Genomic DNA, 26,074 nt, shown 5'->3' on the forward strand with positions numbered 1-26,074 from the left:
CCCTCCGCGGCTCGGCCGGCCGCGCGACCCATCCCGCCGTCCACCGGGGCACCCGGTGCACGGACCCCTGGAGCGGGCCCAGCGGCATACGGCCCGGGAAACCCCGAGCAGCGCGGCGCGGTCCCGGGCGAACCTGCGGGGCTCGGCCCCCGCGACGGGCACGGCGAGCCGGCGCCGACGAACGAGGTGGCACCTCGCGAGGGAGACCCGAGGATCGGGCTCGCAATGCGGCGCGCCCTGCTTATCGGGCTCGCCGCCACGTGGCTGGGCGCCCTCGCCACCTGGCCTGCGTATGCCGTGATGGCGCTCGCCGCATGGTCGGCGGTTGCGCGCGCGACGGACCGCACGGTGACCCGTCTCGTCGTGCGGAGGTATGCCCACGGGCGGCGCCCGAGCGACGTGCCCTGGGCGGTCATCCTCAGCCCGCTCCACCTGCTCATCGGGGCCATCGCGACGGTCGTCAGCATGATCCTGCCGGCCCTCGTCGGGCTCGCGGGCGTCTTCGCCGCCGCCCTGCTCCTGTCCGGGTCCAGCGGCACCGAGGTCAGGCCTGGGGCGCCCATCACGGTCCTCGTCGGCGGGATCCTCGCGCTTCTCATGCTGTGGACGGGCCCCGGCGGCGCGTCGTTGCGACGCGGTTCGCGGTCGATCGTGCGTCGTGTCGTCCCCGACGGGCCCCCCTCCGAGGTCCTCGCGGTCGTGCTGACCGTCGTGGGAATCGCCTTGGCGTACATGGCAATCAGCGGCTCTTCGAGCGTCTCGTGGGCTCCGCTCAGCGGCAACCCCTTCGGCTCTTAGCGCATCCGAGGCCCCTGATGGGGACGAAGGAAGATCACGAAATGATCTCGACGGTGCTTGTCAGTCGTTGATCCCTCACGTACCGTCGATGATCGGCGGCCAGCACATCAGGCCGGGAGGGTCGACAGGACCCCTCCGGCGGCCGTTGCTCAAGGTCTGGCTTCACACGTGTGGCCATCACAACTCCACATAGCCACCCAGTATTGAAACCGGTTCCTGAGCGCGCCGAGCCTCGCCAGCCAGGAACTCCAGCCCGAGAGTCGGGCCAGGCGAGGACGGGGGACCCATATTGGTCGGCGACGACGACGTCTCGACCTGGGGTGAGGTCGCGAGAGCGACGGGGCACCTGACGCCCCAACCCGACAGCTAACTCCGCAGGCGCACGTCAGGAAGGAATCCCCTCATGCACTACCAGCCAAAGCATGCTGCCCAAAAGCGCGTCTCCATGAAGCAGCGCATGGCCGGAGTCGGCATCGCCGGCGCGGCAACGGTCATCGGCGGCATCACCACTGCAGGCTCCGCGAGCGCGGCCGGATCGGTCTGGGACCGGGTCGCCGCGTGTGAGTCCGGCGGCAACTGGCACATCAACACCGGCAACGGCTTCTACGGCGGGCTGCAGTTCACCCGCGGTACGTGGCTCGGTTACGGCGGCGGCGCCTACGCGCCGCGCGCCGACCTCGCGAGCAGTTCGCAGCAGATCGCGATCGCGCAGCGCGTCCTCGCCAGCCAGGGTCCCGGCGCCTGGCCGGTCTGCTCGGCCAAGGCCGGCCTCACCCGGTCGAACGGTGGCGCGAGCTCGTACGCGTTGTCGACGTCGCGGTCGACCACCCGCACGGCGATCACCAAGAAGTCGGTCTCGCCGAGGAAGCCCGTCAAGAAGAAGACCTACGCGGTGTCGACGACCAAGCGAGTCAACAGGTACGTGGCGCCGCAGGTGTCGACCGCCAGGGGTGCGGCGATCACGATCAAGCGGGGCGACACCCTGTCGAAGCTCGCAGCCCAGTACAAGGTCCGAGGCGGCTGGCAGCGGCTCTACGCCGCCAACCGAGGCTCCATCGCCGACCCGAACATCATCTACGTCGGCCAGGTCATCCGCCTGCCCTGACGCTCCTTCCTGACGCCGTGCGTCGATCGGCCCCGCCGGACCCTCGTGTTCGGACGGGGCCGATCCCTTTCCCGTATGCCGCTCGGCTCCGTTACGCTTTGCGCGTTCCTCTGGCGGCCTGCTCGGCCGGCCGTCTCGCCAGCCGGCGAGGGGGAGAGGGACGTGCTGGCGTGGCGCAATCGGTAGCGCACCTGTCTTGTAAACAGGTGGTTAGGGGTTCGAGTCCCCTCGCCAGCTCCCATCGGCTGGCGACGATCAGTTACCAGGTCACGGCGAGGTACGCGAACACCCTCGTCTGACAGGTTCCAGGTGCCGCACCACCGGGTGTCGTCGGTGTGGTCGACGGTCCCGTTGTCGACGGAGTCAGGCAGCCCCGGCGATTCTGCTGCTCGTACTCCCCGGGACCCGCGCGGCTGGTCGCTCCGGCGCAAGGGCCGCGGTCAGCTCGAGTGGCGGGCTGTCCGCGACGGCCTGCGCCTGATGGCGTCGGCTGGTTGCCCGGACCGTCAGCGCTACCGCCGCGGCCACGCAGAGGCCCAGCGGGACGACGACACACACGACCGCGACGAGGGCACCAGCCACCGCAGTGATCGTCCCGACGGCCGTGACCACCAGGGCCACCGCGGCGGCTGCGCGCAGCGCCACAAAGATGGCAGCCACCGCCATGACGAGCGCCGCGAGCGTGAAGAGCAGAGCGAACGCGGTCACCACCAGCATCACGGCGAGTGCGACGGCGATGAGGAGTGCGACGAAAGGTGGAAGTGACGACCCGGGCTCGGTCGCGGACTCAGCAATCGTCGGGTGCAGCCCAAGGAGCTGCACCGTCATGCCACTCGCTCCGAGCTGCGTCACCCTCTCATTCAAACCCGAATCCGCGTCTCATGGGGTGATTCCGGACACCGAAAGGCGCACGAGCCTGTTGACGGTCGCCTGTGGGACCGGTTCGGTCGCGGTCGGGGCGCCCTGCCTGCGCGTCGGGGTCCACGTCACTGCCCACGATTGTTGGGCAGTGACGTAGGGAGTCGCGAGCGGGGTGGTGGCGCTACGCCACTGCTCACGATTGTTGGGCAGTGACGTAGGGGGTCGCGAGCGGGGTGGTGGCGCTACGTCACTGCCCATGATTGTTGGGCAGTGACGTAGGCGCGTCCCAGGGCACCGTCCGGCCCCCGGTCACCGGGTTGGCCGCCGTCCGCTGCCGGGCCATGGCCGCGGGGCCTATCGCCCGAACTGATCCGTCGCGCTCACCAGGAGCCGGTCGGTGACGTCGGCACCGCCGTGGTCCTCGTCCTCGACGACGTGGAGCGTGGCCAATGGAAGCTGTTGGGCCAGTCGCCACACCACCCCGAGCGGCGAGGCGATGTCGAGCCGTCCACGGACGAACACCGCCGGAATGTCGACGATGCGGTCGAGGCGTCCACTGATCCCGTCCATGGGCAGGAAGCCATGGGCCCCGAAGAAGTGCGTCACGAGCCGGGCGAAGCCGAGCCGGAACGTGGCGTCGGCATAGCGAGGGCTCGGGTTCGGCGGGCCCTGCAGGGTCGCAAGCCGCTCCTCCCAGGCGCACCATCCACGGGCGGCGCGGTCTCTCAGCTCTTCGTCCTCGCTCATGAGCAGCCGGTTGTACGCCGCAGGCACGTTCCCACCCCGCTCCACGTCGGGCACGAGGGCGAGCAGGTCCGAGAATGCCTCCGGGTAGACCTCGCCCATGCTCCACGTGAGCCAGTCCACCTCGTGACGGGTCGTCGTGGTGACGCCCCAGAGCACAAGCTCGCTGACCCGCGAAGGATGCTCGACGGCATACGCGAGACCGAGCGTCGAACCCCACGACCCGCCGAAGACGAGCCAACGGTCGATGCCGTGGAGGACCCGAAGGGCCTCGATGTCGGCGATGAGGTGCTGCGTCGTGATGCTGGACAGGTCGGTGTCCGGGTCGCTCGCCAGTGGACGGCTGCGTCCGCAGCCCCGCTGGTCGAAGAGCGTCACGCAGTAGCGGTCCGAGTCGAAGAAGGTCCGCCACCAGGGCGTGGCCCCTGATCCAGGGCCGCCGTGGAGCACGACGGCAGGCTTCCCGGAGGGGTTGCCGACGCGTTCCCAGAAGACGGAGTGGCTGCCTGTCTCCAGCACCCCGGAGTCGAACGGCTCGGAGACGGGATAGCGCATCCGGTCAGTATGCCGTCGGGTTGCTGGACGGAGTGGGCGTCGCGGCTCGAACTCTGCGCGTCGGCCAGCAGACAGGTGGGGAGGGGAGCATCGCTCTCCTCCATTTCCAACATATAGCGCAGTGGGGGCCTTGCGGCAAGGCCCCCACCGTGGCGCAGAATCGTCGGCCTGAACTGGGAACGGCAGCGACGGGGGACAGGCATGGGAACACGTGCAGATGCAGACGGTGGCGTCGAGGGTGGGCGCCTGGACACCGCGACCACCAGCGCCTTCGACCTCCCCGAGCGCCTCGCGCCCAAGGCTGACCCGGCGCTCATCGCCGCGGACGAGGAGCACTTCGTCGCGATCGCGGAGACCATCGAGGAGACGCTCGCCGACCTGTCCTACCGGCTCGACGTCGCGCGGAAGGCGGCCGCGGGCAGGGGGCAGGCGGCGATGGACCGCGACCTGGAGGTCCATCGGCTCACCGCTCGCCTGCGGACCCTGCGTCGCTTCGGCCTCGACCTCTGTCTCGGACGCATCGTCGGCGCGGACGGCGGCGAGCCCGTCTACATCGGACGACTCGGCCTCACCGACGCCACCGGTCGCCGACTCCTGCTCGACTGGCGCTCGCCCGCGGCCGAGCCGTTCTTCGGTGCGACCCACGCCAACCCGATGGGACTGTCGAGCCGGCGGCGCTACCGCTGGACCCGAGGCCGGGTCACCGACTACTGGGACGAGGTGTTCTCGCCGGACGGGGTCGACCACCATGCTGCGCTGGACGACCAGTCGGCGTTCATCGCGAGCCTCGGCAGCAACCGGTCGGATCGGATGCGGGATGTCCTCGGCACCATCCAGGCCGACCAGGACGCCATCATCCGTGCCGGATCGCGCGGAGCGCTCGTCGTCGACGGGGGCCCAGGCACCGGCAAGACGGTCGTCGCGCTGCACCGCACGGCATACCTGCTCTACTCCGACCCGCGCCTCGGGCACCGTCGGGGCGGCGTGCTGTTCGTCGGTCCGCACCAGCCCTACCTGGCCTACGTCTCCGACGTCCTGCCCAGCCTCGGCGAGGAGGGCGTGCAGACGTGCACGCTGCGCGACCTCGTCCCCGAAGGAGCCGCGGCGGTGACCGAGGCCGACCCCGAGGTGGCCCGGCTCAAGGCGTCGGTGGACCTCGTCCGGGCGATCGAGCCGGCTGTCGCGCTGTACGAGGAGCCACCCCGCGAGGGGATGTCGGTCACCACCCCGTGGGACGAGGTCTGGCTGAGCAGCGACGACTGGGCGGACGCGTTCGCGGCCGGCGCCAACATGCCACACAACGAGGCGCGCGAGGACATCTGGGAGGCCCTCCTCGGCATCCTCGTCGAGCGGCACGGTCTCGAGGGGAGGTTCGACGACGACGGCATGGACGTCGAGCAGGAGGCGACGCCCGAGCAGGTCCTCCGGGCCCTCCAGCGCAACCGCGAGCTGCGGGCGGCCTTCGACCGGGCCTGGCCGGTCCTCGAGGCGACCGACCTCGTCGGCGACCTGTGGTCCGTCCCCGCCTACCTGCGCCGGTGCGCCCCCGGGCTCGCCGTCGAGGACGTCCGCCGCCTCCAGCGCCCGGACCCGAGCGCCTGGACCGTGTCCGACCTGCCTCTCCTCGACGCGGCGCGGCTCCGGCTCGGCGACCCCGAGGCGTCCCGGCGCAGGCGCGAGCGGGACGCGGTCCTCGCTGCCGAGCGCGAGGAGATGGAGGCGGTGGTCGCCCACCTGGTCGAGACCGACGACTCCGAGATGCACGTCATGTCGATGCTCCGCGGCCAGGACCTGCGAGGCGCGCTCGTGAGCGAGGACCCCGGCGCGGGCCGCGACCCGGACTCGCTGGCGGGGCCGTTCGCCCACGTGGTCGTGGACGAGGCCCAGGAGCTCACCGATGCCGAGTGGCACATGGTGCTGAGCCGCTGCCCCTCCCGCAGCCTCACCATTGTCGGCGACCGCGCCCAGGCCCGGCACGGGTTCACCGAGTCGTGGAAGGAACGCCTCGAGCGGGTCGGTCTCGACCGCCTCGAGCTGGCCTCCCTGAGCATCAACTACCGGACGCCGGAGGAGGTCATGGCGGAGGCCGAGCCGGTCATCCGGGCCGCCCTGCCGGAGGCCAACGTCCCGACCTCCATCCGCGAGAGCGGCCTGCCCGTCGTGCACGGGTCGACGGCCGACCGCGCCTCGATCCTCGACACGTGGCTCGCTGCACACGCAGACGGGATCGCTTGTGTCATCGGGGATCCCACGTTCACTGGGACCTCCCGTGTCCGCTCGCTGACCCCTGAGCTGGCGAAGGGACTCGAGTTCGACCTCGTCGTCCTCGTCGACCCAGAGGGCCTCGGCACGGGCATCGAAGGCGCGGTCGACCGCTATGTCGCGATGACCAGGGCGACCCAGCAGCTCGTCATCCTGACGATCTCCTGAGGCTCCCGCTCCGGCCGGCTCCGGCCGGCTCCGGATCAGGAGCAGGTCACGTTCATCTTCTCGACGGTCACGATCGGGTTGATCGGGTCGATCGCGTTGTAGCCGACGTGGAAGACCTGGTGGCCGGTCTCGTAGTGGGTCACCCCGTCACCGTCGACGGCCGAGAGCTTGAATGTGGCGGTGAACGTGTCGTTGCTGTTCTTCTCGTTGACGTTGAAGTTGCCCCACACGGTGACGCGCCCGCTGAACGTCAGGCCCGACGACGGCTGGAGGAACGATCCGGTCCCCTCCGTGGTGAACGTCCCCCAGACCTCGTCGCCCGCCGGGAAGTACGTCTCGTGGAACACCGAGTTGCCGGTGATCGTCGGCGTGATCAGCTCGTTGGTGCAGAAGTCCGTGTCCCCCTGCTCGGTCCACGTGCCGTGCTGGTGCTCCGTCATCGTGACCGTGTGGTCGCCCCCTGCCGCAAGCGCCGGAACCGCCTGCAGCGCAAGCAGACCCGAGCCAGCCATGACCATTCCGATCGCAGTCCGAACCTTCATGTGCATTCCCTCCCTGTTTGACAGTGCCTCCCCAGGCACTGGAGTGGCGAACGGCCACCTCTGCACGAGAGGCGCGTTCGCCCGGACCTGATACGAGGTCCGTGGTTCTCTGCGAGAACTCCAAGACTTCTCTCAGGATCTGTCGGCCGTTCGCCACACCCGCTCACGCCTCCGCGCCATGATGGGACTGTTGTGCAGGTCTCAGGAGCTCATCACGCCCTCGGAGGTACCCGTGCAAGACAGAACTCGCAGCATCTCCGTCATCGCCTGGATCGTCATCGTCGTCGGTGCGGTCATGCTCGTCGCCGGCGGCATCACGTGGTTCACCGTCCAGAAGCAGCTCGCGGACGAGAAGATCACGGTGTCCAAGGACGCCGACATGTTCGCCGGCCAGCCCGTCAACGGGCCGCTCACGGCATACGCCGAAGCCAACGTCATCGAGAAGCACGCCCTCGAGGCGAGCGGAGGCAAGACGTATGCCGAGATGGCGCAGGACGACCCCAAGCGCCAGACCGTCATGACCGCCTCGTTCCTCCGCGCGTCGCTCTTCACGTCGGTCGTGGCCTTCGGTGTCGCGCTCATGGCGGCCGGCCTGGGCCTCGTCCTCATCCTGATCGGGGTGGCCCTGCTCGCCGTGCGCCGGGCCCTGAGGTCGGAGGTGCGGCCAGCGGGACCCTGAGTCGTCAGTCCCGGAGGCGTTCGAGGAGGGCGACCGCGTCGTGCGGCGCCCGGCCCTTCGCGTCGTTGTCGAAGTAGACGTGGACGTCGTGTCCCTCCGACGCCCACTGCCGGCACTGGTCCGCCCACCGGTCGAGCGACCGCGGCGTGTAGCCGCTCGCGTAGAGCTCGGTCTCGCCGTGGAGGCGGACGTACCGAAAGTCGCTCGTCGCGTCGTGCAGCTGCGGCCATCGCCCTGCACTGTCGGCGATGACCGTGCAGACGTCGTATGCCGCGAGCAGCGCTCGGGCGTCGGCCGTGTCGTAGCTGGGGTGGCGGGGTTCAAGGGCGTGCCGCACCGGCACGTCCACCTCGCACGTCGTGAGGGCCCGGTCCTCGGGCACCTTGTCGTCATGCCGGGCGGCGAGGGCAGCAGCCTCGCCGGTCGTGCGCGGGAGCAGGGCCAGGAACGACTCCACCCGCTCCCGGTCGAAGACGAGGCGCTCGGGCAGCTGCCACAGGATCGGCCCGAGCTGCGGCCCGAGGCCGAGAACGCCCGAGGCGAAGAAGTTCGCCACGGCTGACTCCACCCCGACGAGCTGGCGCATGTGGGTGATGAACCGGCCGCCCTTGACCGCGAACACGAGGGAGGGCGGCACGGCTGCCCGCCACGTGGCATACGACGTGGGCCGCTGGAGGGAGTAGAACGACCCGTTTATCTCGATCGCGGTCATCCGCTCCGCGGCATACGTCAGCTCGAGACGTTGCGGCAGGCCGCGCGGGTAGAAGTCGCCCCGCCACGACGGGTAGCGCCACCCGGACACGCCGACGAAGTAGGGGCCCACCCGGTCGACCGTAGCGCGAGGCGGGCGGTGCGGCTTCGCCCGAACCGCGCCCGAACGCCGCGATCTCGGAGGACACTGCTGATGGGGTGCACCCCCGCACCCCCAACGGGCAAGGGGAGGGGGACTCGGGTGCGTGAGCTCGGCGCAGGACCCGGCGATGTCGCGCCCAGCGTGGGCACGCTGGAGGGTCGGCTGGCCCGGGCCCAGGAGCAGTTCAGGGCGACGAGCGACATCCTCGCGGTGCTCGCCAGTGACTCGTCGGCGCAGGAGCAGGTCTTCGACGCGGTGGTCGAGAACGCGCGCCGGTTGCTGAACGCCCAGGTCGCGCAGATCTACCTCGTGGAGGGCGACAGCTACCACCTCGCGCGGTCGGTCGGGATGAGCCGGGAGTTCCGCGACTTCATCGCGAGACACCCCATCCGACGCGATCGCGCGACGCTGGTCGGTCGGGTGACGCTCGACCGGGTCACCCAGCACATCCCTGACGTCCTTGCCGACCCCGAGTACGGCCGGACCGACTTCCAACGCCTCGGCGGGTACCGCTCGATGATGGGCGCCCCCATGCTCGTCGGTGAGCGGGTCGTGGGCGCGCTCTCGGTCTGGCGCACCGAGGTGGACCCGTTCGACGAGGACGAGGAGGCGCTGCTCAGCACCTTCGCGGAACAGGCTGCCCTCGCCGTGCGGCACGTGCAGCTCTTCACCGCTCTCGAGAGCCGGTCCGCCGAGCTGGGGCGCAAGGTCGACCAGCTCGAGGCCCTGGCCGACGTCGGCGAGGCGATCAGCTCCTCCCTCGACCCGGACGAGGTCCTGACGATGATCGTCAGCCGCGCTGTCCAGCTCTCCGGGACCGACGGCGGCTCGCTCATGGAGTACGACGACGCCTCGCGCACGTTCAACGTCCGCACCGCCTACGGCACGAGCCCCGACGTCATCGCCGCCCTGCGGGAGGCCGAGATCCACATCGACGAGACGTGGGTGGGGCGCGCCGCCCGCGACCGGGCGGTCCACCAGATCACCGACCTCGCCGGCGTTCCCCTCGACCCCCACCTGCGGATCCTCTTCGAGTCGGGCTGGCGATCCCTCATCGCCATCCCGCTGGTCCGCCCCGACCGCGTCGTCGGGGCCCTGGTCGTGCGCCGCAAGAGCCCCGGCTCCTTCAGCGCCGACACGTGCGAGATGCTCACGGCGTTCGCCAGCCAGTCGGCCGTCGCCCTGACCAACGCGCGGCTGTACCAGCAGCTCGAGAGGCAGAGCATCGAGCTCGCGCAGGCGAGCCGGCACAAGTCGGAGTTCCTGGCGAGCATGTCGCACGAGCTGCGCACGCCGCTCAACGCTGTGATCGGCTTCTCCGAGGTCCTGCTCGAGCGGATGTTCGGGGAGCTCAACGAGAGGCAGGAGGACTACCTCCAGGACATCCATGCGGCCGGTCGGCACCTGCTCGCCCTCCTCGGCGACATCCTCGACCTGTCCAAGATCGAGGCGGGTCGGATGGAGCTCGATGTCACGAGCTTCCCGATCGCCGACGTCCTCGACCAGACGATCGCGCTCGTTCGCGAGCGTGCCACGCTCCACGGCATACGACTCACGCTCGACGCGGACGAGTCGCTGGGTCTGGTCGACGCCGACGAGCTGCGCCTCAAGCAGGTGCTCCTCAACCTGCTGAGCAACGCCGTCAAGTTCACCCCCGACGGTGGCAGGGTCGAGGTCCACGCCACTCGCGAGGACGACTCGCTCGTCATCACCGTCAGCGACACGGGCGTCGGCATCGAGGCCGACGACCAGGTCCGCATCTTCGACTCGTTCCAGCAGGGCGGTCGGTCGGCCTCGACCGCCGAGGGCACGGGCCTCGGGCTGACCCTGACCAAACGGATCGTCGAGCTGCACGGAGGACGGATGTGGCTCGTGAGCACGCCGGGAGAGGGCAGCACGTTCGGGTTGTCCATCCCCCAGCCTCAACGTCGCGCCCCCGCGCACGATGAGCTGTGGATGACCGAGGACGCAGTGCCGACCGGGCCGCTCGTCGTCGTCATCGAGGACGACCCGAGGTCGGCCGAGCTCGTCAGCCTGCATCTCGAGGCGGCCGGGCTCACCGTGGTCGTGTCCCGCAGCGGAGAGGACGGGCTCGACGCGGTGCGGATGCTCGAGCCGGCCGCCGTCATCCTCGACATCCACCTCCCCGGGATGAGCGGCTGGGATGTGCTCGCGACCCTCAAGGGCGAGGCGGCAACGGCAGGCCTCCCCGTCGTGGTCGTCAGCGTGGAGCCGGAGCGCGGGCGCGGGTTCGCCCTCGGCGCAGCGGAGTACCTCGTCAAGCCGGTGAGGGGCGAGCACCTGCTGGCGGCGGTCGAGCGGGCTCTTCCGGCGCCCGTCGCGGCCGACCGCGATGCGGACGTCGCGGACCTCAGCGCGGTCATCGTCGACGACGACCCCCTGGCGCTCAAGCTCGTGCGCAGCACCCTCGAGCCCCTCGGCTGGACGGTGCACACGTGCTCGGGGGGTCAGGACGCCGCCGAGCTCGTGCGCGCCGTCGCGCCGTCGGTCGTCATCATGGACCTGCTCATGCCAGAGGTCGACGGCTTCGCCGTCATCGAGCAGCTGCGTCCGGACCTCAGGGCGTCGGGGCCGCCCATCGTCGTGCTCACCGCCAAGCCGCTCACACCGCGCGACCGGGAACGCCTCGAGGGCCGGATCGCCTTCGTCGCCCAGAAGGCCGGGCTCGACCTCGCCGACCTCGCCAAGCGCCTGGCGGCGGTGGCCACCGGAGGGTCTGGTCCGGGCGAGCAGGGCGGCGGCCGGGAGGGTGCCGGCGATGACTGAGTCCTCCGCGAAGGCACGCCCGCCCGAGGCGCGCCAGCCTGTTGTCCTCCTCGTCGAGGACAACCCGCGCAACCTCAAGCTGGCCCACGACGTCCTCGAGCACGCCGGCTTCTCCGTCCACGTGGCCGTCACGGGTGAGGAGGCTGTCGCGCTCGCTGCGAGCGTGCGTCCCGATCTCGTGCTCATGGACATCCAGCTCCCGGGGATCGATGGCTACGAGGCCCTCGCGCAGATCCGGCAGGACAGCCGGAGCGCTGACGTCCCGGTCGTCGCCCTCACGGCCTTCGCGATGCGCCGCGACCGCGAGAAGGCGATCGACGCCGGGTTCGACGGCTACCTCGAGAAGCCGATCAGCGTTCGCGACTTCCCTGCCCAGGTTCGGCAGTACCTGAGGAGCGCAGCGCCGGGAACGGGGAGCGGCTCATGACGCCGCCCCTCGCCTCGATCGGCGATGAGGTCTCGGTCCTCGTCGTCGACGACCTCGAGCAGAACCGCAAGCTCATGCACGCGGTCCTCGAGCCCCGCGGTTTCACCGTGCTGTTGGCCGAGTCGGGCGAGGAGGCGCTCGCCGTCCTCGATAGGACGGCGGTGGATGTCGTCCTGCTCGACGTCCTCATGCCGGGCATGGACGGCTACGAGACGTGTGAGCGGATCAAGACAGGGACCGGGACCTCGCTGCTACCGGTGATCATGGTGACCGCGAGCGGAACCCAGCAGCGTCTGCGCGCGCTCGAGGTCGGGGCCGACGACTTCATCACCAAGCCCTTCGACCAGGCCGAGCTGCTCGCTCGCGTCCGCTCGCTCGCACGGGTCAAGCGCCTCCACGACACCGTCATCGACCAGGCGAACGCCCTGGAGCAGTGGAACCGCGAGCTCGAGGAGCGGGTCTCCGCACAGGTCCGGTCCCTCGAGCGGCTCGGCCGCCTCCAGCGCTTCCTGTCGCCCCAGATCGCTCGCCTCATCGTCGAGAGTGGCGACGACTCGTTCCTCGAGTCCCACCGACGTGACATCACCGTCGTGTTCGCCGACCTGCGGGGCTTCACGGCATTCGCCGAGACCTCGGAGCCGGAGGCCACGATGGCGGTGCTGCGCGACTACCACGCCGCGCTGGGCGAGCTCGTCTTCGCCTACGAGGGAACGCTCGAGCACTTCGCCGGCGACGGGCTCATGGTCTTCTTCAACGACCCCCCGCCCTGTGCCGACGCCCCGGAGCGGGCGGTCCGCATGGCGCTGGCGATGCGCCGCCGGGTGGCCGAGCTGGCTGAGGGCTGGCGCCGTGACGGGTACTCGCTCGGTTTCGGGGTGGGGATCGCCCAGGGCTTCGCGACCCTCGGCCGCGTCGGCTTCGAGGGCCGCTGGGACTACGCCGCGATCGGCACGGTGACCAACGTCGCTGCACGGCTCTGCTCCCAGGCGAGGGCAGACCAGGTCCTCATCAGCCCGCGCGTGCGGGCCGCGGTCAGCGAGGTCTTCGAGACGCGCGCGCTCGGGGCCATCGAGCTGCACGGGCTCGCCCGTCCGGTCGACGTCTTCGAAGTGCTCGGCGCAACAGGAAGGGAGGCGTCCTCATGAGCATGCGGACATCGCCAGCACGGCCGACAGCAGGGGCTGCAGCAGGGGCTCCAGCAGGGGCTGCAGGGGCGCCGACGGCAGGACCGCTGCTGGACGACCTGGACGAGGCAGGACGCTACGCAGCCTTCGACGTGCTGCAGGCCCGCCTGCCCGACGTCTGGCGGCTGGTGGGGACCGGCGCCCCGAGCGAGTCGGTGGTGGTCGTGCCCTCGATGACCGTCAACCGGGTCGCGGGGACGGCGGGAGCGGTCAACCAGGCCCTCGAGGAGCGGCTCCTCTTCCTGCTGCTCCTGCTCCGGCAGCCGCACCTGCGCATGATCTACGTCTCCTCGATGCCCGTCGACCCGCAGATCATCGAGTACTACCTGTCGCTCCTGCCCGGGGTCATCCCGAGCCATGCGCGGGCGAGGCTCACACTCTTCTCCGTCGGTGACGGGTCGGGGACGCCGCTCACCGACAAGCTGCTCGCGCGCCCCCGGATGCTCGCGGAGCTCGCGTCGCTCGTGCCTGACCGCGCGAGCAGCCATCTCATCCCCTACACGAGCACGACGCGGGAACGTGACCTCGCCCTGCAGCTGGGGATCCCCATGTATGCCGCTGACCCCCGCCACTTCCCCTACGGCACCAAGTCGGGGTGCCGCAGACTCTTCGCCGAGTCCGGGGTGGCGCATCCCGAGGGCGCCGAGGACCTCCACTCCGTCGAGGACGTCGTCGTGGCCCTCGTCGGGCTGCGCTCGTCGAGGCCAAGGTCAGACTGGGCGATGGTCAAGCTCGACGAGGGCACGTCGGGCTCCGGCAACGCGCTGGTGGACCTGCGGGGCATCGAGCCGACCGCGCCCGATGCCTACGCTCAGGTCGAGTCGCGCGTCCGGGCGATGCAGCTCGAGGACGAGACCATCGGCCTCGACGACTACCTCGCCAAGCTCGCGGAGCGCGGGGGCATCGTCGAGGAGCGCATCGTCGGCGATGAGCTGAGGAGCCCGAGCGTCCAGCTGCGGGTGACCCCCCTGGGAGACCTGGAGCTCCTGTCGACCCACGACCAGGTCCTCGGCGGCCCGACCGGTCAGGCCTACCTGGGTGCGCGTTTCCCGGCCGACCCGGCATACGCCATGACCATCACCGAGGCGGCCCGTCGCGTGGGGGAGCGGCTGGCCGCTGCCGGGGTGATCGGCCGCTTCGCCCTCGACTTCGTCGTGGTGCGCCACGGCGACACCTGGGAGGCCCACGCCATCGAGGTCAACCTGCGCAAGGGTGGCACGACCCATCCGTTCCTCACGCTGCAGTTCCTGACGGACGGCGCGTACGAGCCAGCCTCTGCGCACTTCCTCACTCCCTCGGGCGAGGAGCGACACCTCGTCGCGACCGACCACCTCCAGGACGAGGCGCTCAAGGGGCTGCGAGTGGCCGACCTCTTCGATCTCGTCGCCCGGGCCGGTCTCCAGTTCGACCCGGCGCGTCAGGTCGGCATCGTGTTCCACATGATCAGCAGCATCACCGAGTGCGGCCGGGTCGGGATGACCGCCATCGGAGCAACGCCAGACTCCGCCCAGGATGTGTTCGACCGGGCGGAGTCGGCGCTCCTGGCCGAGGCGCGGGCCTCGCTCGCGCCCCGGGAGCTCCCCCTGTGAGCCGTGGGGCGGGGCATCACGGCGCGATGGACGCCGAGTGGATGAGCGCCCCGACCAGGGCCTGGTGCCACGTGAGCGGCACGGTGTGGGCCCGCATCGATGCGCCTCCACACCCGCATTCCCACGTCCACCCACCCGCCGGCTCGCGCAGCACCGTCGGGTGGTGGTGGGCGCGGTCGACCCGGTGCTCGGGTCGTCGAGCGTCATGTCGATCGACCGTCTCCATCTCGATCACCTCTCCGGACTCCGTCACCTCGAGTTCGAGGTGTCTCCTCGACCATCCCGCCGCGGAGCTTCACCGTCTGTGCGCGCCGCGACACACCGGACGTGCTCGCCGGCACGCAGCCCGGCATTCGGGAGGCTCACGGTGACGGTCGACTTCGGCCTGCTCGGGCGTCTCGATCCCGAGGACCGACGGCGAGTGGTCGGTCGGATGCACCGCGGGCTCTATGCCGCGGGAGAGGTCGTCTTCCACGAGGGTGACCCGGCCGACACGGTCCACTTCGTCGTCGAGGGACGGGTCGTCGCCCGCCGGTCGTCCGAGTCGGGTGACCGCCTGGCCTACGCCGTCATCGGGCCGGGTGAGACGTTCGGCGAGCTGGCCATGCTCGCCCCGGACCGCCGCCGCACGACGACGATCCAGGCCTTCGAGCCCACGGTCACCATGGCGTTGTCGTACGGGGACTTCGCGCGGCTCCGCTCGGACCATCCGTCGGTGGAGCGTCTCCTCGAGTCGCTGCTCGCGGAGCGCGTGGCTCGGTTGACCGACGGCCTCATGGAGGCGCTCCACGTCCCGGCCGACCGGCGGGTCGCTCGGCGGCTTGTCGAGCTCTGCCGGTTGTACGCCCCCGGACCGGAGGTGATGACCGCCGTCGTACCCCTGACCCAGACGGACGTGTCCGAGCTCTCCGGTGTGACCCGCCCGACCGCCAACCGCGTGCTGCGCGGGCTGGCGGCCATCGGCGTCCTGGAGCTGTCGCGGGGGTCGATCACGGTGATCGACCCGGCGGCCCTGAGGCGGCACGCGGGTCTCCCGTCCGAGAGAGACTCTGTGGCGACCCGGTCACCCAACGGCGGTCGAGCCTCACGGCCGGTCGCTGAGCCACGGTCCTGACGTGAGGCTCCTGCCCAGCCCCGCGCCCCCATTCCCCGCGCCGGGCGGTGGGTCAGTCGTCCGTGACTCGACCGCGGCCGGCCTTGACCTGGCCGCGGCGTTTCTTCGCCTCGATACGCCTGCTCTGGGACCCCCGGGTCGGCTTCGTCGCGCGACGCGCCGGCGGTGGCGGCGCGAGCCCCTCCCGGAGCAGCGCCGCGAGGCGTTCGCGCGCCGCGGCGCGGTTGCGCAGCTGGGCCCGGTGCTCGGAGGCGACGATCGAGATCCGTCCGGCGATGAGTCGCCCGGCCCACGCCTCCGCGAGCCGGTCCCGCTGGGCCTCGCTCAGGGCTGACGAGCTGGCCGGCTCGAAGAGCAGCTCGACCCGGCTGTCGGTCGTGTTGACGCCCTGACCGCCCGGTCCGGACGACCGGCTGAACCGCTCCACCAGCTCGGCAGCGGGGATGACCAGTCCGCGACGCAGCCCGGGCCCGGGCGCGACGACGAGGTCTCGACCCGGCTCGCCCATGTCCCCAGTCTGGACCGGCGACGGCGCCCCCGTCGCGCGGATTGCGGCCGGGGGACGTCCGGGGTCGGGACCTGTCAGCCGGTGCGACGCCGGTTGTCCGGCTCGTCCTCGGACGGCTGCCCCTCCGGACGGGCGCCGGGGGGTGTCGTGCCGGTGGCGATGAACTCGTCGAGCACGGCCGAGAAACGCTCCGGCTGCTCGAGGTGCGGAAAGTGTCCCGCCCCCTCGAACAGGACGACGCGGGCGTCGGGGAACACCTCGTGCGCCCGGTTCGCGTGCCCGACCGGGATCATCCGGTCGCGGGTCCCCCAGACGACGAGAGTCGGGATCGGGGCGCCCGAAGGCAGGTGCCCGCGGGCACTGACGGTCTGGCCCCCCGGGTCGATGACGGCGCGCGTCGTGGCGAGGAAGGCCCGGCGGCTCTCCGCGTCGGAGAGCGATGTGAAACCCTGCCACGCCGCCGAGGCATCGGCACCCGCGCGCCAGCCGAACCAGGAGGCGACGTGGCCGATCCCCTCGACGCGCTCGCGGACCCAGCTCGAGGCGATGACAGGGAGCACCAGCTCGGCCCCGGGCAGGGTCGCAGAGCGCAGCAGCGGGCTGACCGTCCGGCCGAGGCCCCCGGTCGCGACGAGGACGAGCCGCTCCACCCGCTGCGGGAACAGGTAGCAGAACTGCATCGCGATGCCGCCGCCGAGCGAGTGGCCGACGAGCGTCACGCGGTCGATGCCGAGCAGGTCGATGAGGTCGCGCAGCACCGCGGCGTGGGCACCGAGCGAGTAGTCGCCCACGGGCTTGGCCGAGGCGCCGTGGCCGAAGAGGTCAGGGATGACGACCCGGTGCCGGTCGTCGAGCTTGTCGACGAGATGCGTCCAGTTCTCGTGCGAGCCGAGCAGCCCGTGGATGAAGAGGATCGCCGGGCCCGTCCCACTGTCGACGTAGGAGAGGTCGTGCCCGTGCAGGGCCGTCAGCCGGACGGTCGGGGGCGTCCGGCCTCCGGGACCCGGCGCCGGTGACGACGTCATGCCGATCGACCTCCTGAGGCTCGCTCTCCCTTCCCAGCCTGCCCCTTCCGGCGACGCGTTCGCCACTGCCGGTGCCCGACGTCACAGGGGGTGCCGCCCGCACGGGTCGGTTCGGGCGGCATCCAGCTCAGCCGTTCGTGAGCACCCAGGACACGCTCGGCAGGTCGGAGGGCGCGCCCTGGTCGCGCGGTGACCCGACGACGGTGCACGTCCCGTCGAGGGTGCAGCGCACGAGCGCGTTCTGCCGAGACTCGGTCTCCTCGAAGGAGAAGGTCACGGCGGTCTCGGCCTCGTTCATCGTCGCCGACCACGCACCCGTGCCCTCCGGTGTCGTCCCGAGGACCACCCGCGCGTCGTCGGCCCTCGCGATCGCCAGACCGGCCGGCCCGGCACCGTCGAGGGTGTACGTCCCGAGGATGAAGGTGCCCTTGGGCGAGAACGACAGCGGGGCGAAGCCGCCGCACGCAGTCCACACGGTCGTCGGCGCGGCCGGTCCGAGGTCGAGCAGCGCGTAGCACACGTCGGGCCCAGCGAGACCCGACTGCGTCAGCACGAGCGCGCGACGCCCGCTCGCGTCGACATCCCGGACCGTCCCGTCGAGGCGACGAACGGCGCCGGTCGCGCTGTCCCACTCGACGGTGCCGGACCCGTCCTGCGGGAGGGCGTAGACCCTGCCGCCGGCGACGACCCGTGGAGTACCCACCCCGGCGCGGCGGGCCAGCTCGGCGCCGCTCGCGTCCATGACGTGCACGACGGCGTCTCCGCTGGTCCAGGCGATCCGGGCACCGTCGCGGCTCGCGACGGCGACGCTGCCGGCGGGCAGCGTGGTGAGGACCATCCCGGAGCCATCGACGACGTACGGCCGCGTGTCGGGGCCCCACTGCCCCTGGACGAGGACGCCTCCGCCGGCGAGACGCGACACGACGGCATACCCGCTGGCGATGGGCAGGCGGACGCTGCGGTCACCGTCGTGGAGGACGCCGTCGACGGCATACGCGACCTCGGGGACCCCGGTCGCGGGCCCGAGCTTCGGGACGGCGTTGACTAGGGGCCGGTTGGCGGACCGGTAGGTGGGTGGGGGGCCGGCCCGGGTGGGTTCCGGCGACGCGGTCGAGGCCTGGCTCGTCGGTCCGGCCGGCATGGGCGTCGGACCCCCGCCACCTGCCGACCACAGCACGGGGATGGCCACGGCGACGACGGCCGCCGCGGCTGCCGCCCCCGCGACGATCCGCTGGCGGCCCCGCCGCCGGTCGAGGGCGATGGCCCGGCCGGCGAAGTCACCCGTGACGTGGACGTGGTCCGCCTCCTCGCGCAGGGCGGCCCGCAGCTCGAGGTCGTTCATGCTCACGGCATGACCTCCTTCATCGTGGTCCGGAGTGCTTTGAGGGCACGGCTCGTGTGGCTCTTGACGGTGCCGACGGAGCAGCCGAGGACGGCGGCCGTCTGGGCCTCGGTCAGGTCCTCGTAGTAGCGCAGGACGATCGCCGCCCGCTGCTGCCGGGGGAGCGAGCGCACGAGGGTCCGCAGGTCGTTGTCGGGGTGCTCGTCGGCGGGCGCCGGGGGGTCGGCATACGTGATGAGGTCGCTCCCCGTGACCTCCTGGTGGCGCCAGGTCCGGCGCCACCAGGAGCGGTGCTCGTTGACGATGACCTGGCGGACGTACGCGTCGGGCGAGTCGTGGATGCTGTCCCACTTCCGGTACACCTTGGCGAGCGCCGACTGGACGAGGTCCTCCGCCGAGTGCGTGTCGCCCGTGAGCAGGTAGGCGAATCGGGCGAGGTGGCGCTGCCGCGCCTGCACGTATGCCGTGAAGTCGGCTTCGCGTTCGGGGTTTCCCACGGTCGTTCCCTCGTCGGTGTGCCAGGACGTCACCCATACGCTTCCAGCGGCACGGATGGTTGTCAGCGACTTCTCAGGGAACGGTCAGTGAGGGGGGCGCGGGCAGCACCCTCGCAAGGCACCTCGGATGGCAGACTCCGGGCATGACCCGCGACACGTCCACGGTCCCGACCTCGTGATCTACCACCTGGCGGAGGCGACCGAATGGGAGGCCGCTCTGCGGGAGGGGTCCTACACCCGGTCCACGCTCGGTCGCTCGCTCGAGCAGGAGGGCTTCGTCCACGCCTCCTCGGCCGAGCAGTGGCCGGTGGTGCGCCGACGGTTCTACGCCGGGGTCGAGGGGCCGCTCGTCCTCCTCGAGATCGACGAGTCGCTGGTCGGCGCTCCGGTCGTCCACGAGGTCGGGGACCCCGCGACCGGGGAGACCTTCCCGCACGTCTACGGCCCGATCCCGGTCTCCGCGGTGGTGGCCACGAGTCGGCTCGAGCCGCCGCACGGCTGAGCCGCCGCACGGCTGAGCCGCCGACGGCTGAGCCTCCGCCGGGGGCGAGGATCGGCCCCGCGCGGGGCGGCTCGGATCGGGTACCGGACCGTGTGTCGGACAGGGGTCCGATGCGTTGAGGGTTCAAGGAACAGATTCGGCCTCCCGTCTGTTGCCCGAAAGGCGACCAAGGCAGGCGAATCCTGCCCAGGCCCCACAGATCGGAGACATCGTGACCACGACCACAATCGCTGAGACCGCCGAGAGCACCGAGCAGACCCGCGACCGGGCGGACTTCTGGTTCGACCCCATGTGCCCCTTCTGCTGGATCACCTCCCGGTGGATCCTCGAGGTTGAGAAGGTCCGCCCCATCGACGTGTCGTTCCACGTCATGAGCCTCGCCGTCCTCAACGAGGACCAGGACGTCCCCGACACCTACCGCGAGATGCTCGACCGCGCCTGGGGCCCGGTCCGCGTCGCGATCGCCGCGGCCGAGCAGCACGGCGACGAGATCCTCGGGGACCTCTACGCGGCGATGGGGCGACGCATCCACAACGAGGGCAACAAGGACCTGGCGGCCGTCGTGTCCGAGTCGCTCGCCGAGGTCGGGCTCCCGGCCGAGCTGGCCGACGCCGCTGACTCGACCGACTACGACGAGGCCCTCCGCGCGAGCCACCACGCGGGCATGGACAAGGTCGGCAAGGGCGTCGGCACGCCGACGATCCACGTCAACGGCGTCGCCTTCTTCGGCCCGGTCATCACCCGCATCCCGCGCGGCGAGGAGGCCGGCCGGCTCTGGGACGCCACGGTGACCCTGGCGAGCTTCCCGTACTTCTTCGAGATCAAGCGTGAGCGGACCGACTCGCTCCACTTCGACTGACGGGTCCGCCTTCCAGCCGGAGCGCGGACCCAGGTCGGCACGCCACGCCGGCCCAGCGGCATACCGCTGAAGTCTCTGTCTCGACAGGCCACGACATCTCCGCCCGGGCGGAGATGTCGTGGCCTGGCCGCGCGCTGCGAGCTGCGGACCTTCGCCCCGGCGGAGCTGTGTTGGTGCCGGGGGCGGGTTGGGGCGCATCACCTTCGCCCGGGCGGAGCTGTCGTGGTGGTGCCGCCGGGGCGGCTTCAGCCACCGAGGGCGTATGCCGCTGAACCCGCGCCTCGCGGTCAGCGCGGCGGCATCCGCAGGGCACCGTCGAGGCGGATCACCTCGCCGTTGAGCATCGGGTTGTCGATGATGTGGCGCACGAGGCTCGCGTACTCGACCGGGTTGCCGAGGCGCGACGGGTGCGGGACCTGCTTCTCGAGGACCTCCTTGACCTCCCCGGGCAGGCCAGCGAGCATCGGCGTCTCGAACGTGCCGGGCGCGATCGTCATGACGCGGATCGCCTTGTCGGCGAGGTCGCGCGCGGCCGAGAGCGTGAGCCCGACGACGCCGCCCTTGCTGGCCGCGTAGGCCGCCTGGCCGATCTGGCCGTCGTAGGCGGCGATGCTCGCGGTGTTGACGATGACGCCGCGGTCTCCGTCGACGGGCTCGTTGCCGAGCATCGCGGCCGCGGCGAGGCGCATGACGTTGAACGTGCCGACCAGGTTGATGTCGACGACCGTCCGGAAGGTCTCGAGAGCGAGCGGGCCGCCGCGGCCGATGACCCGGCCTGGCGTCGCGACACCGGCGCAGCTCACCGCGACCCGGAGCTCGCCGAGACCGGTCGCGCGGTCGATCGCGGCCTGGACCTGGTCCTCGTCGCGGACGTCGGCAGCGACGAACACGGCCCGGTCGCCGCCGAGCTCGTCGACGAGCCCGGGTGCCGGCGACCCCTCGAGGTCGATGATGACGACCCTGGCGCCGTCGGCGACGAGCCGGCGGGCGGTGGCTCCGCCCAGGCCGGAGCCACCTCCGGTGACGACGGCGACGGTGGACGGGGTCAGCTGCATGGCGGGCCTTTCTTGGGGGTCAGGGAGGGGTGGCCTTCTCGAGGCCGCGGAGGAGCAGGCGACGTCAGCCGGCGAGGACCTGGCGGGAGATGACGAGCCGCTGGATCTGGTTGGTGCCCTCGAAGATCTGGGTCACCTTCGCCTCGCGCATGTAGCGCTCGAGCGGGAAGTCCTGCGTGTAGCCGGCTCCGCCGAGGACCTGGACGGCATCGGTCGTCACCTTCATCGCCGCATCCGTGGCGACGAGCTTGGCGACGGCGGCCTCCTTGGAGAAGGCACGGCCGGCGTCCTTGAGGCGGGCGGCGTGGAGGTAGGTCGCGCGGGCCGACGTGACGGCGGCCTCCATGTCGGCGATGAGGAAGGCGAGCCCCTGGAACTCCGCGATGGCCCGGCCGAACTGCCGCCGCTCCTTCGCGTAGGCGGCCGCCGCGTCGAGGGCGGCCTGGGCGAGGCCGGTCGCCGCGGCCGCGATGCCGAGGCGGCCGGCGTCGAGGGCCGAGAGGGCCATCCGCATGCCTTGCCCCTCCTCGCCGATGAGGCGGTCGGCGTCGACGGTCACGCCGTCGAACATGACCTGGGCGACAGGGTCGCAGTGCAGGCCCATCTTGCGCTCCGGTGCGGCGAAGGAGAGCCCGGTCGCGTCGGCGGGGACGAGGAACGTCGACAGGCCCCTGCCGCCCGTGTCGGCCGTGCGGGCGAAGGTCGTGTAGTAGTCGGCGTGGCCGGCGTGCGAGATCCACGCCTTGGTGCCCTTGAGGGAGTACGTCGTGCCGTCGTCCGAGCGGGTGGCGCGCGTCGTCATCGAGGCGATGTCGGAACCGGCGAGCGGCTCCGACAGGCAGTAGGCGCCGAGCTGGTCGCCCGAGAGCATCCCGGGCAGGTGCGCCTCCTGCTGCGCCCGGCTGCCGAACGTCACGAGCGGGTAGGCCGTGAGGCTGTGGACGCTGACGCCGACCGCGACGCTCATCCACACCGAGGCGATCTCCTCGACGACCTGGAGGTAGACCTCGTAGGGCTGGTCGGCTCCGCCGAACTCCTCCGGGTAGGGCAGGGACAGCAACCCCGCCCGCCCGAGGGTCCGGAACGCCTTCTCCGGGAACGTGTGGTCGCGCTCGGCGCCGTCGACCTCGGGTGCGAGGTCCTTGCGGCAGATCTCGCGGGTCAGCTCGATCAGCTCGGCGGCTTCGTCGGTGGGCATCAGCCTCGTTGCTGGCATGAGGCCGACTCTAGGACGCATCGCGGAAGTGACCAAAATGTGAGACCGCGCTCCATGCCGGTGCCGCGAGCACGACCCTGCCCGTCTCGTCCCGGTATGCCGCTGGACCGGCCCGGCGGCATCCCCTTCCCGCCGCGCGGGGGGGGCGACAAAACCGGTGACGGGTCGGCCCGCGCACCTCTACCGTTCTCGCGTGCTCACCCTCCTGAGGCGACCGCTGCGCGAGGCGGACGCGACCAAGACCTTCTACGCCCTCACCGCGGTGACGGCGTTCAGCTTTGCGCTCTGCTTCACCCTCAACCTCGTCTTCCAGTTCCGGGTCATCGGGCTCGACCCCTTCCAGATGGTCCTCGTCGGCACGGTCCTCGAACTGTCGGTCTTCCTCTTCGAGGTGCCGACGGGGATCGTCGCCGACCTCTACAGCCGCCGCGTGTCCGTCATCATCGGGTTCGCACTCGTCGGCCTCGGGTTCGCCTTCGAGGGCATCGTGGCGACCTTCGCGGCGGCCGTCGTCGGCAACGTCATCTGGGGCATCGGCTACACCTTCACCTCAGGTGCGCTCCAGGCGTGGATCACCGACGAGGTGGGCGAGGCCGAGGTCGGGCCGGTCTTCACGCGTGAGACCCAGGTCGACCTGACCTTCTCGATCGTCGGGACGCTCGCCGCCGGCGCTTTCGGCCTCGTCTCGCTCCGGACGCCGGTCGTCGTCTCGGGCGTCGTCCTCGTCCTGCTCGCCGTGGCCCTCTTCGTCGTCATGCCGGAGCGACACTTCCACCCGACGCCGCGCGGCGACCGCGAGAGCTTCGCGCACCTGAAAGCGCAGTTCGTCGAGGGGCTGCGGGTCGCGCGGCGCCAGCGGGTCGTCCGCGTGTTCCTCCTCGTCAGCCTCCTCGTCGGGCTCGCGAGCGAGGCGTTCGACCGGCTGTGGCGGGTCCGGATCCTCGAGGACTTCGAGATGCCTGAGGTCTTCGGCGGGGACGAGGCCATCGCCTTCACCGTCTTCGCCCTCGTCGGCACGTCGATCTCCCTGCTCGCGTCCCTCGCGAGCGGCCGATGGCTCCCGAGGCGCTTTGTCGACGAGGTCCCCGGGCTGCCGGTCGCCGCATCGGCCCTCCTGCAGGTCCTCGCGGTCGTCGGGGTCGCCGTCCTCGCAAACCTCTGGCTCGCGCTCGGTGCCGTCTGGCTGCGGGGCGCCGCGATGGCCTTCAGCGGGCCGATCGAGTCGACGTGGCTCAACCGCAACCTCGACTCGAGGACCCGGGCCACCGTCCTGTCGATGAACGGCCAGGCCAACGCCATCGGGCAGTTCGTCGGTGGTCCGCCGCTCGGTGCGCTCGCGACGAGGACGACGATCCCGGTCTCCCTCCTGGTGTCCGCGCTGGTCCAGCTCCCGTCCGTCGTGGCGATCTTCCGCGTCCGACGCCTCGCGGGGCAGGACGAGCCCGACGCGGAGCCCGCGGCGGCCACGAGCTGAGCCCGGCGGCATACGTCCTCAGCGAGGGTAGGTGCGCACCTCGGTCGCCTTGACCGAGGCCCAGACCGCCTGACCGACATGGAGGGCGAGCGCCGAGACGGACTCGAGCGTCACCTCTGCGGTCAGGGTGAGCTCGCCCGCCAGGCCGACCCGGGCGGACTGTCCCTGGAGCGTCACGTCGGTGATGCGCAGCGGCCAGGCGTTGCGCGCCGACCCCTCCGGCTCGTGCCGGTGGAGCGACACGGCTCCCGGCGGGACGGTCGCCCACACCCGTCCCTCGGTCGGGTCGGTCGTGACGAGGACCCCGCCACCCTCGATGGCCACGTGCCCGTGCGAGTCGCCGTGGGCGGCATACAGGTTGAGCCCGACGACGGTGCCCGCATAGGCGCTGCGCGGCTCGCGGAGGACGTCGGCGGGGGTGCCCGTCTGGGTCACGCGGCCGTCCTCGACGAAGACGAGCCGGTCGGCGAGAGTCAGCGCGTCGAGCGGGTCGTGCGTCACGAGAACGGTCACCCCGTCGTATGCCGTGAGCCGGGCTGCGAGGTCGCTCCGTGTCCTCGCGCGGGTGTCCGGGTCGAGGGCGGCGAGGGGCTCGTCGAGCAGGAGGAGCGATGGCCTGGTCGCGAGCGCCCGCGCGAGGGCGACCCGCGCGGCCTGGCCCGAGGAGAGCTCGCGCGGGCGGGCGTGGACGAGCGCCGAGAGTCCGACCCGGTCGAGCTCGTCGAGGGCCCGGGTCCGGGACTCTCCCTTCGGCAGGCCGCGGCTGCGCGGGCCGTAGGCGACGTTGTCGACGGCGCGCAGGTGGGGGAAGAGGAGGCTGTCGGCAAGCATGAGCCCGACGTGGCGCTCCTGCGGGGTCCGGCGCCGGCCGACCTCCTCCCAGAGCTCGTCCCCGACGCGCACGTGCCCGCCCTCGAGGGGGAGGACGCCGGCGAGGGCGAGGACCGTCGTCGTCTTGCCGCTGCCGTTGGGCCCGAGGACCGCGACCACCTCGCCAGCACCCGCCCGGAGGGACACGTCGATGTCGATCGCGCCGCGGCGCAGTCGGACTCGCGCGTCGAGCCCGGTCAGGGTGCTCCGAGTGGACGTCATCGGAGCCACCGGCCGCGGAGGGCGCCGAGGACGACCACGCTGATGGCGAGGAGCAGGATGCTGATCGACGTCGCCACCTGCGGATCGCGCTCGAGCTCGACGTAGACGAGCAGCGGCAGGGTCTGCGTGCGCCCGGGGAAGTTGCCGGCGAAGGTGATCGTCGCGCCGAACTCCCCGAGGGCGCGGGCCCATGCGAGCGCGAGGCCGCTCGCGATGCCCGGGAGCACGAGGGGGAGGCCGACCGTGCGCAGGTAGCGCAGCTCGCTCGCCCCGAGCGTGCGGGCCACCGCCTCGAGCCTGGGGTCGAGGCCGCGCATCGCCCCCTCCACGGCGAGCACGTAGAAGGGCAGCGACACGAACGTCTCGGCGAGGACGACCGCGACCGTGGTGAACGGGATCTGGATCCCGAAGGCGGACAGCGCCCCGCCGAGGATGCCGTTACGGCCCCAGGTCAGCAGGAGCGCGACGCCGCCGACGACCGGGGGCAGGACGAGCGGGACGGTGAGCAGGGCGCGCAGCCACCGCGTGCCCGGATGGTCGGAGCGGGCGAGGAGCCAGGCGAGGGGAGTCCCGAGGAGGAGGCACAGCGCCGCCGTGCACGAGGTCGTCGTGAGGGAGAGCCGGAGCGCGGTCCAGACCGTGGGCGTCGCGAGGTCGGCGAGGAGGCGGGACCAGTCGGTGCGCAGGAGGAGCGCGAGGAGCGGCAGGACGAGGAGCAGGACGGCGAGGAGCGCCGGCACCCCGAGCACGAGCCGCCCGCCCACCCTGCGCCCCGTCCCGCCCCCCACCACGCCGACCGAACGCGGCGTTCGGTCACGAACGCCGTGTTCTACCGG

At 71.5% G+C, this 26,074-nt stretch carries 24 protein-coding genes, 1 tRNA gene, 1 pseudogene and 1 riboswitch; of the genes and pseudogenes, 13 read left to right on the forward strand and 13 right to left on the reverse strand.

Annotation, left to right across the window (positions count from 1 at the left end; all coding sequences use genetic code 11):
- The 3 genes and pseudogenes from N865_RS04795 to N865_RS04805 form a co-directional block, all read left to right on the forward strand.
- Positions 1-798, forward strand: a pseudogene (locus N865_RS04795) (serine/threonine-protein kinase); the annotation flags it as partial.
- A 240-nt stretch (positions 799-1,038) separates the two neighbouring features.
- A riboswitch (cyclic di-AMP (ydaO/yuaA leader) is annotated at positions 1,039-1,196 on the forward strand.
- A gap of 5 nt (positions 1,197-1,201) precedes the next feature.
- Positions 1,202-1,903: a transglycosylase family protein gene (locus N865_RS04800; protein WP_034802207.1), complete on the forward strand. Its 702-nt coding sequence runs from the start codon at positions 1,202-1,204 to the stop codon at positions 1,901-1,903.
- Positions 1,904-2,067: 164 nt separating this feature from the next.
- Positions 2,068-2,140 (forward strand) — tRNA-Thr (locus N865_RS04805).
- Positions 2,141-2,266: 126 nt separating this feature from the next.
- On the opposite strand, the gene N865_RS21610 is transcribed toward N865_RS04805, so the two are convergent.
- Positions 2,267-2,755, reverse strand: coding sequence for a hypothetical protein (locus tag N865_RS21610; RefSeq protein WP_051510180.1), 489 nt, complete (start codon positions 2,753-2,755; stop codon positions 2,267-2,269).
- 363 nt (positions 2,756-3,118) lie between these two features.
- A complete protein-coding gene (pip, locus tag N865_RS04815; protein ID WP_034802210.1) occupies positions 3,119-4,063 on the reverse strand; it encodes a prolyl aminopeptidase in 945 nt (314 codons plus the stop codon).
- A 201-nt stretch (positions 4,064-4,264) separates the two neighbouring features.
- Between pip and helR the strand changes: the two genes are divergently transcribed.
- A complete protein-coding gene (helR, locus tag N865_RS04820; RefSeq protein ID WP_245603663.1) occupies positions 4,265-6,493 on the forward strand; it encodes an RNA polymerase recycling motor ATPase HelR in 2,229 nt (742 codons plus the stop codon).
- 35 nt (positions 6,494-6,528) lie between these two features.
- On the opposite strand, the gene N865_RS04825 is transcribed toward helR, so the two are convergent.
- On the reverse strand, positions 6,529-7,035 hold the full coding sequence (locus N865_RS04825; protein WP_157557565.1) for a hypothetical protein: 507 nt from the start codon (positions 7,033-7,035) through the stop codon (positions 6,529-6,531).
- 232 nt (positions 7,036-7,267) lie between these two features.
- On the opposite strand from N865_RS04825, the gene N865_RS04830 reads away from it, so the two are divergent.
- Entirely contained in the window at positions 7,268-7,714 is a 447-nt protein-coding gene (locus tag N865_RS04830; RefSeq protein WP_169735699.1) for an aromatic ring-opening dioxygenase LigA, read from the forward strand.
- Between the two features lie 4 nt (positions 7,715-7,718).
- Here the strand turns inward: N865_RS04830 and N865_RS04835 are convergent, their stop codons facing one another.
- Positions 7,719-8,537, reverse strand: coding sequence for a DUF72 domain-containing protein (locus N865_RS04835; RefSeq protein WP_034802215.1), 819 nt, complete (start codon positions 8,535-8,537; stop codon positions 7,719-7,721).
- A 129-nt stretch (positions 8,538-8,666) separates the two neighbouring features.
- Between N865_RS04835 and N865_RS04840 the strand changes: the two genes are divergently transcribed.
- From N865_RS04840 to N865_RS04855, 4 genes are read left to right on the forward strand one after another with little or no spacing between them, the layout of a single operon-like run.
- Positions 8,667-11,354 (forward strand): GAF domain-containing protein, encoded by a 2,688-nt coding sequence (locus tag N865_RS04840; protein ID WP_245603664.1) that lies wholly within the window; start codon positions 8,667-8,669, stop codon positions 11,352-11,354.
- The gene (locus tag N865_RS04845) at positions 11,347-11,781 is read left to right on the forward strand and encodes a response regulator (RefSeq protein ID WP_051510185.1); all 435 of its coding nucleotides are present in this window, start codon (positions 11,347-11,349) and stop codon (positions 11,779-11,781) included. Before N865_RS04840 ends, N865_RS04845 begins: the two co-directional genes overlap by 8 nt.
- On the forward strand, positions 11,778-12,926 hold the full coding sequence (locus tag N865_RS04850; protein ID WP_051510188.1) for an adenylate/guanylate cyclase domain-containing response regulator: 1,149 nt from the start codon (positions 11,778-11,780) through the stop codon (positions 12,924-12,926). Before N865_RS04845 ends, N865_RS04850 begins: the two co-directional genes overlap by 4 nt.
- Entirely contained in the window at positions 12,923-14,554 is a 1,632-nt protein-coding gene (locus N865_RS04855) for a peptide ligase PGM1-related protein (RefSeq protein ID WP_245603665.1), read from the forward strand. The genes N865_RS04850 and N865_RS04855 overlap by 4 nt, the downstream gene beginning before the upstream one ends.
- A 16-nt stretch (positions 14,555-14,570) precedes the next feature.
- Here the strand turns inward: N865_RS04855 and N865_RS22985 are convergent, their stop codons facing one another.
- Positions 14,571-14,780: a hypothetical protein gene (locus N865_RS22985; protein ID WP_169735700.1), complete on the reverse strand. Its 210-nt coding sequence runs from the start codon at positions 14,778-14,780 to the stop codon at positions 14,571-14,573.
- 141 nt (positions 14,781-14,921) lie between these two features.
- Here N865_RS22985 and N865_RS22990 point away from each other — a divergent pair, with 141 nt between their 5' ends.
- The gene (locus N865_RS22990; RefSeq protein ID WP_051510190.1) at positions 14,922-15,668 is read left to right on the forward strand and encodes a Crp/Fnr family transcriptional regulator; all 747 of its coding nucleotides are present in this window, start codon (positions 14,922-14,924) and stop codon (positions 15,666-15,668) included.
- Positions 15,669-15,720: 52 nt separating this feature from the next.
- On the opposite strand, the gene arfB is transcribed toward N865_RS22990, so the two are convergent.
- The 4 genes from arfB to N865_RS04885 form a co-directional block, all read right to left on the reverse strand.
- Positions 15,721-16,176, reverse strand: a complete 456-nt coding sequence (arfB, locus tag N865_RS04870; RefSeq protein ID WP_034802221.1) for an alternative ribosome rescue aminoacyl-tRNA hydrolase ArfB — start codon at positions 16,174-16,176, stop codon at positions 15,721-15,723.
- Positions 16,177-16,250: 74 nt separating this feature from the next.
- Positions 16,251-17,201 carry an alpha/beta fold hydrolase gene (locus N865_RS04875; RefSeq protein WP_084327955.1) on the reverse strand — a complete coding sequence of 317 codons (951 nt, stop codon included), beginning with the start codon at positions 17,199-17,201 and terminating at the stop codon, positions 16,251-16,253.
- A gap of 127 nt (positions 17,202-17,328) precedes the next feature.
- Positions 17,329-18,549, reverse strand: coding sequence for a hypothetical protein (locus tag N865_RS04880; protein WP_157557566.1), 1,221 nt, complete (start codon positions 18,547-18,549; stop codon positions 17,329-17,331).
- On the reverse strand, positions 18,546-19,040 hold the full coding sequence (locus N865_RS04885; protein WP_034802441.1) for a SigE family RNA polymerase sigma factor: 495 nt from the start codon (positions 19,038-19,040) through the stop codon (positions 18,546-18,548). The genes N865_RS04880 and N865_RS04885 overlap by 4 nt, the downstream gene beginning before the upstream one ends.
- A gap of 127 nt (positions 19,041-19,167) precedes the next feature.
- Between N865_RS04885 and N865_RS04890 the strand changes: the two genes are divergently transcribed.
- Entirely contained in the window at positions 19,168-19,542 is a 375-nt protein-coding gene (locus N865_RS04890; protein ID WP_051510192.1) for a DUF952 domain-containing protein, read from the forward strand.
- Between the two features lie 211 nt (positions 19,543-19,753).
- Positions 19,754-20,401, forward strand: coding sequence for a mycothiol-dependent nitroreductase Rv2466c family protein (locus N865_RS04895; protein WP_281173480.1), 648 nt, complete (start codon positions 19,754-19,756; stop codon positions 20,399-20,401).
- Between the two features lie 287 nt (positions 20,402-20,688).
- Here N865_RS04895 and N865_RS04900 read toward each other — a convergent pair whose 3' ends face one another.
- Both N865_RS04900 and N865_RS04905 read right to left on the reverse strand, forming a co-directional pair.
- Positions 20,689-21,456 (reverse strand): SDR family NAD(P)-dependent oxidoreductase, encoded by a 768-nt coding sequence (locus N865_RS04900; RefSeq protein ID WP_034802230.1) that lies wholly within the window; start codon positions 21,454-21,456, stop codon positions 20,689-20,691.
- A gap of 64 nt (positions 21,457-21,520) precedes the next feature.
- Positions 21,521-22,672, reverse strand: a complete 1,152-nt coding sequence (locus N865_RS04905) for an acyl-CoA dehydrogenase family protein (RefSeq protein ID WP_034802232.1) — start codon at positions 22,670-22,672, stop codon at positions 21,521-21,523.
- A gap of 193 nt (positions 22,673-22,865) precedes the next feature.
- On the opposite strand from N865_RS04905, the gene N865_RS04910 reads away from it, so the two are divergent.
- Positions 22,866-24,146: an MFS transporter gene (locus tag N865_RS04910; RefSeq protein WP_051510195.1), complete on the forward strand. Its 1,281-nt coding sequence runs from the start codon at positions 22,866-22,868 to the stop codon at positions 24,144-24,146.
- An 18-nt stretch (positions 24,147-24,164) separates the two neighbouring features.
- Here the strand turns inward: N865_RS04910 and N865_RS04915 are convergent, their stop codons facing one another.
- Complete coding sequence (locus N865_RS04915) at positions 24,165-25,238, reverse strand: ABC transporter ATP-binding protein (RefSeq protein ID WP_034802235.1); 1,074 nt, start codon at positions 25,236-25,238, stop codon at positions 24,165-24,167.
- Positions 25,235-26,002: an ABC transporter permease gene (locus tag N865_RS04920; RefSeq protein WP_034802238.1), complete on the reverse strand. Its 768-nt coding sequence runs from the start codon at positions 26,000-26,002 to the stop codon at positions 25,235-25,237. The genes N865_RS04915 and N865_RS04920 overlap by 4 nt, the downstream gene beginning before the upstream one ends.
- Positions 26,003-26,074 lie beyond the last annotated feature (72 nt).

It is taken from the genome of Intrasporangium oryzae NRRL B-24470, assembly GCF_000576595.1.
Taxonomy (GTDB): Bacteria; Actinomycetota; Actinomycetes; order Actinomycetales; family Dermatophilaceae; genus Intrasporangium_C; species Intrasporangium_C oryzae.

What these genes read in the sequence shown, in the direction of transcription:
- N865_RS04845 (WP_051510185.1), top strand. Translation starts at nt 11,347, where the DNA reads ATGACTGAGTCCTCCGCGAAGGCACGCCCGCCCGAGGCGCGCCAGCCT.
- helR (WP_245603663.1), top strand. Translation starts at nt 4,265, where the DNA reads ATGGGAACACGTGCAGATGCAGACGGTGGCGTCGAGGGTGGGCGCCTG.
- N865_RS22985 (WP_169735700.1), bottom strand. Translation starts at nt 14,780, where the DNA reads ATGGAGACGGTCGATCGACATGACGCTCGACGACCCGAGCACCGGGTC.
- N865_RS04890 (WP_051510192.1), top strand. Translation starts at nt 19,168, where the DNA reads ATGGCAGACTCCGGGCATGACCCGCGACACGTCCACGGTCCCGACCTC.
- N865_RS04850 (WP_051510188.1), top strand. Translation starts at nt 11,778, where the DNA reads ATGACGCCGCCCCTCGCCTCGATCGGCGATGAGGTCTCGGTCCTCGTC.
- arfB (WP_034802221.1), bottom strand. Translation starts at nt 16,176, where the DNA reads ATGGGCGAGCCGGGTCGAGACCTCGTCGTCGCGCCCGGGCCCGGGCTG.
- N865_RS04915 (WP_034802235.1), bottom strand. Translation starts at nt 25,238, where the DNA reads ATGACGTCCACTCGGAGCACCCTGACCGGGCTCGACGCGCGAGTCCGA.
- N865_RS04825 (WP_157557565.1), bottom strand. Translation starts at nt 7,035, where the DNA reads ATGAAGGTTCGGACTGCGATCGGAATGGTCATGGCTGGCTCGGGTCTG.
- N865_RS04855 (WP_245603665.1), top strand. Translation starts at nt 12,923, where the DNA reads ATGAGCATGCGGACATCGCCAGCACGGCCGACAGCAGGGGCTGCAGCA.
- N865_RS04905 (WP_034802232.1), bottom strand. Translation starts at nt 22,672, where the DNA reads ATGCCAGCAACGAGGCTGATGCCCACCGACGAAGCCGCCGAGCTGATC.
- N865_RS04900 (WP_034802230.1), bottom strand. Translation starts at nt 21,456, where the DNA reads ATGCAGCTGACCCCGTCCACCGTCGCCGTCGTCACCGGAGGTGGCTCC.
- pip (WP_034802210.1), bottom strand. Translation starts at nt 4,063, where the DNA reads ATGCGCTATCCCGTCTCCGAGCCGTTCGACTCCGGGGTGCTGGAGACA.
- N865_RS04800 (WP_034802207.1), top strand. Translation starts at nt 1,202, where the DNA reads ATGCACTACCAGCCAAAGCATGCTGCCCAAAAGCGCGTCTCCATGAAG.
- N865_RS04875 (WP_084327955.1), bottom strand. Translation starts at nt 17,201, where the DNA reads ATGACGTCGTCACCGGCGCCGGGTCCCGGAGGCCGGACGCCCCCGACC.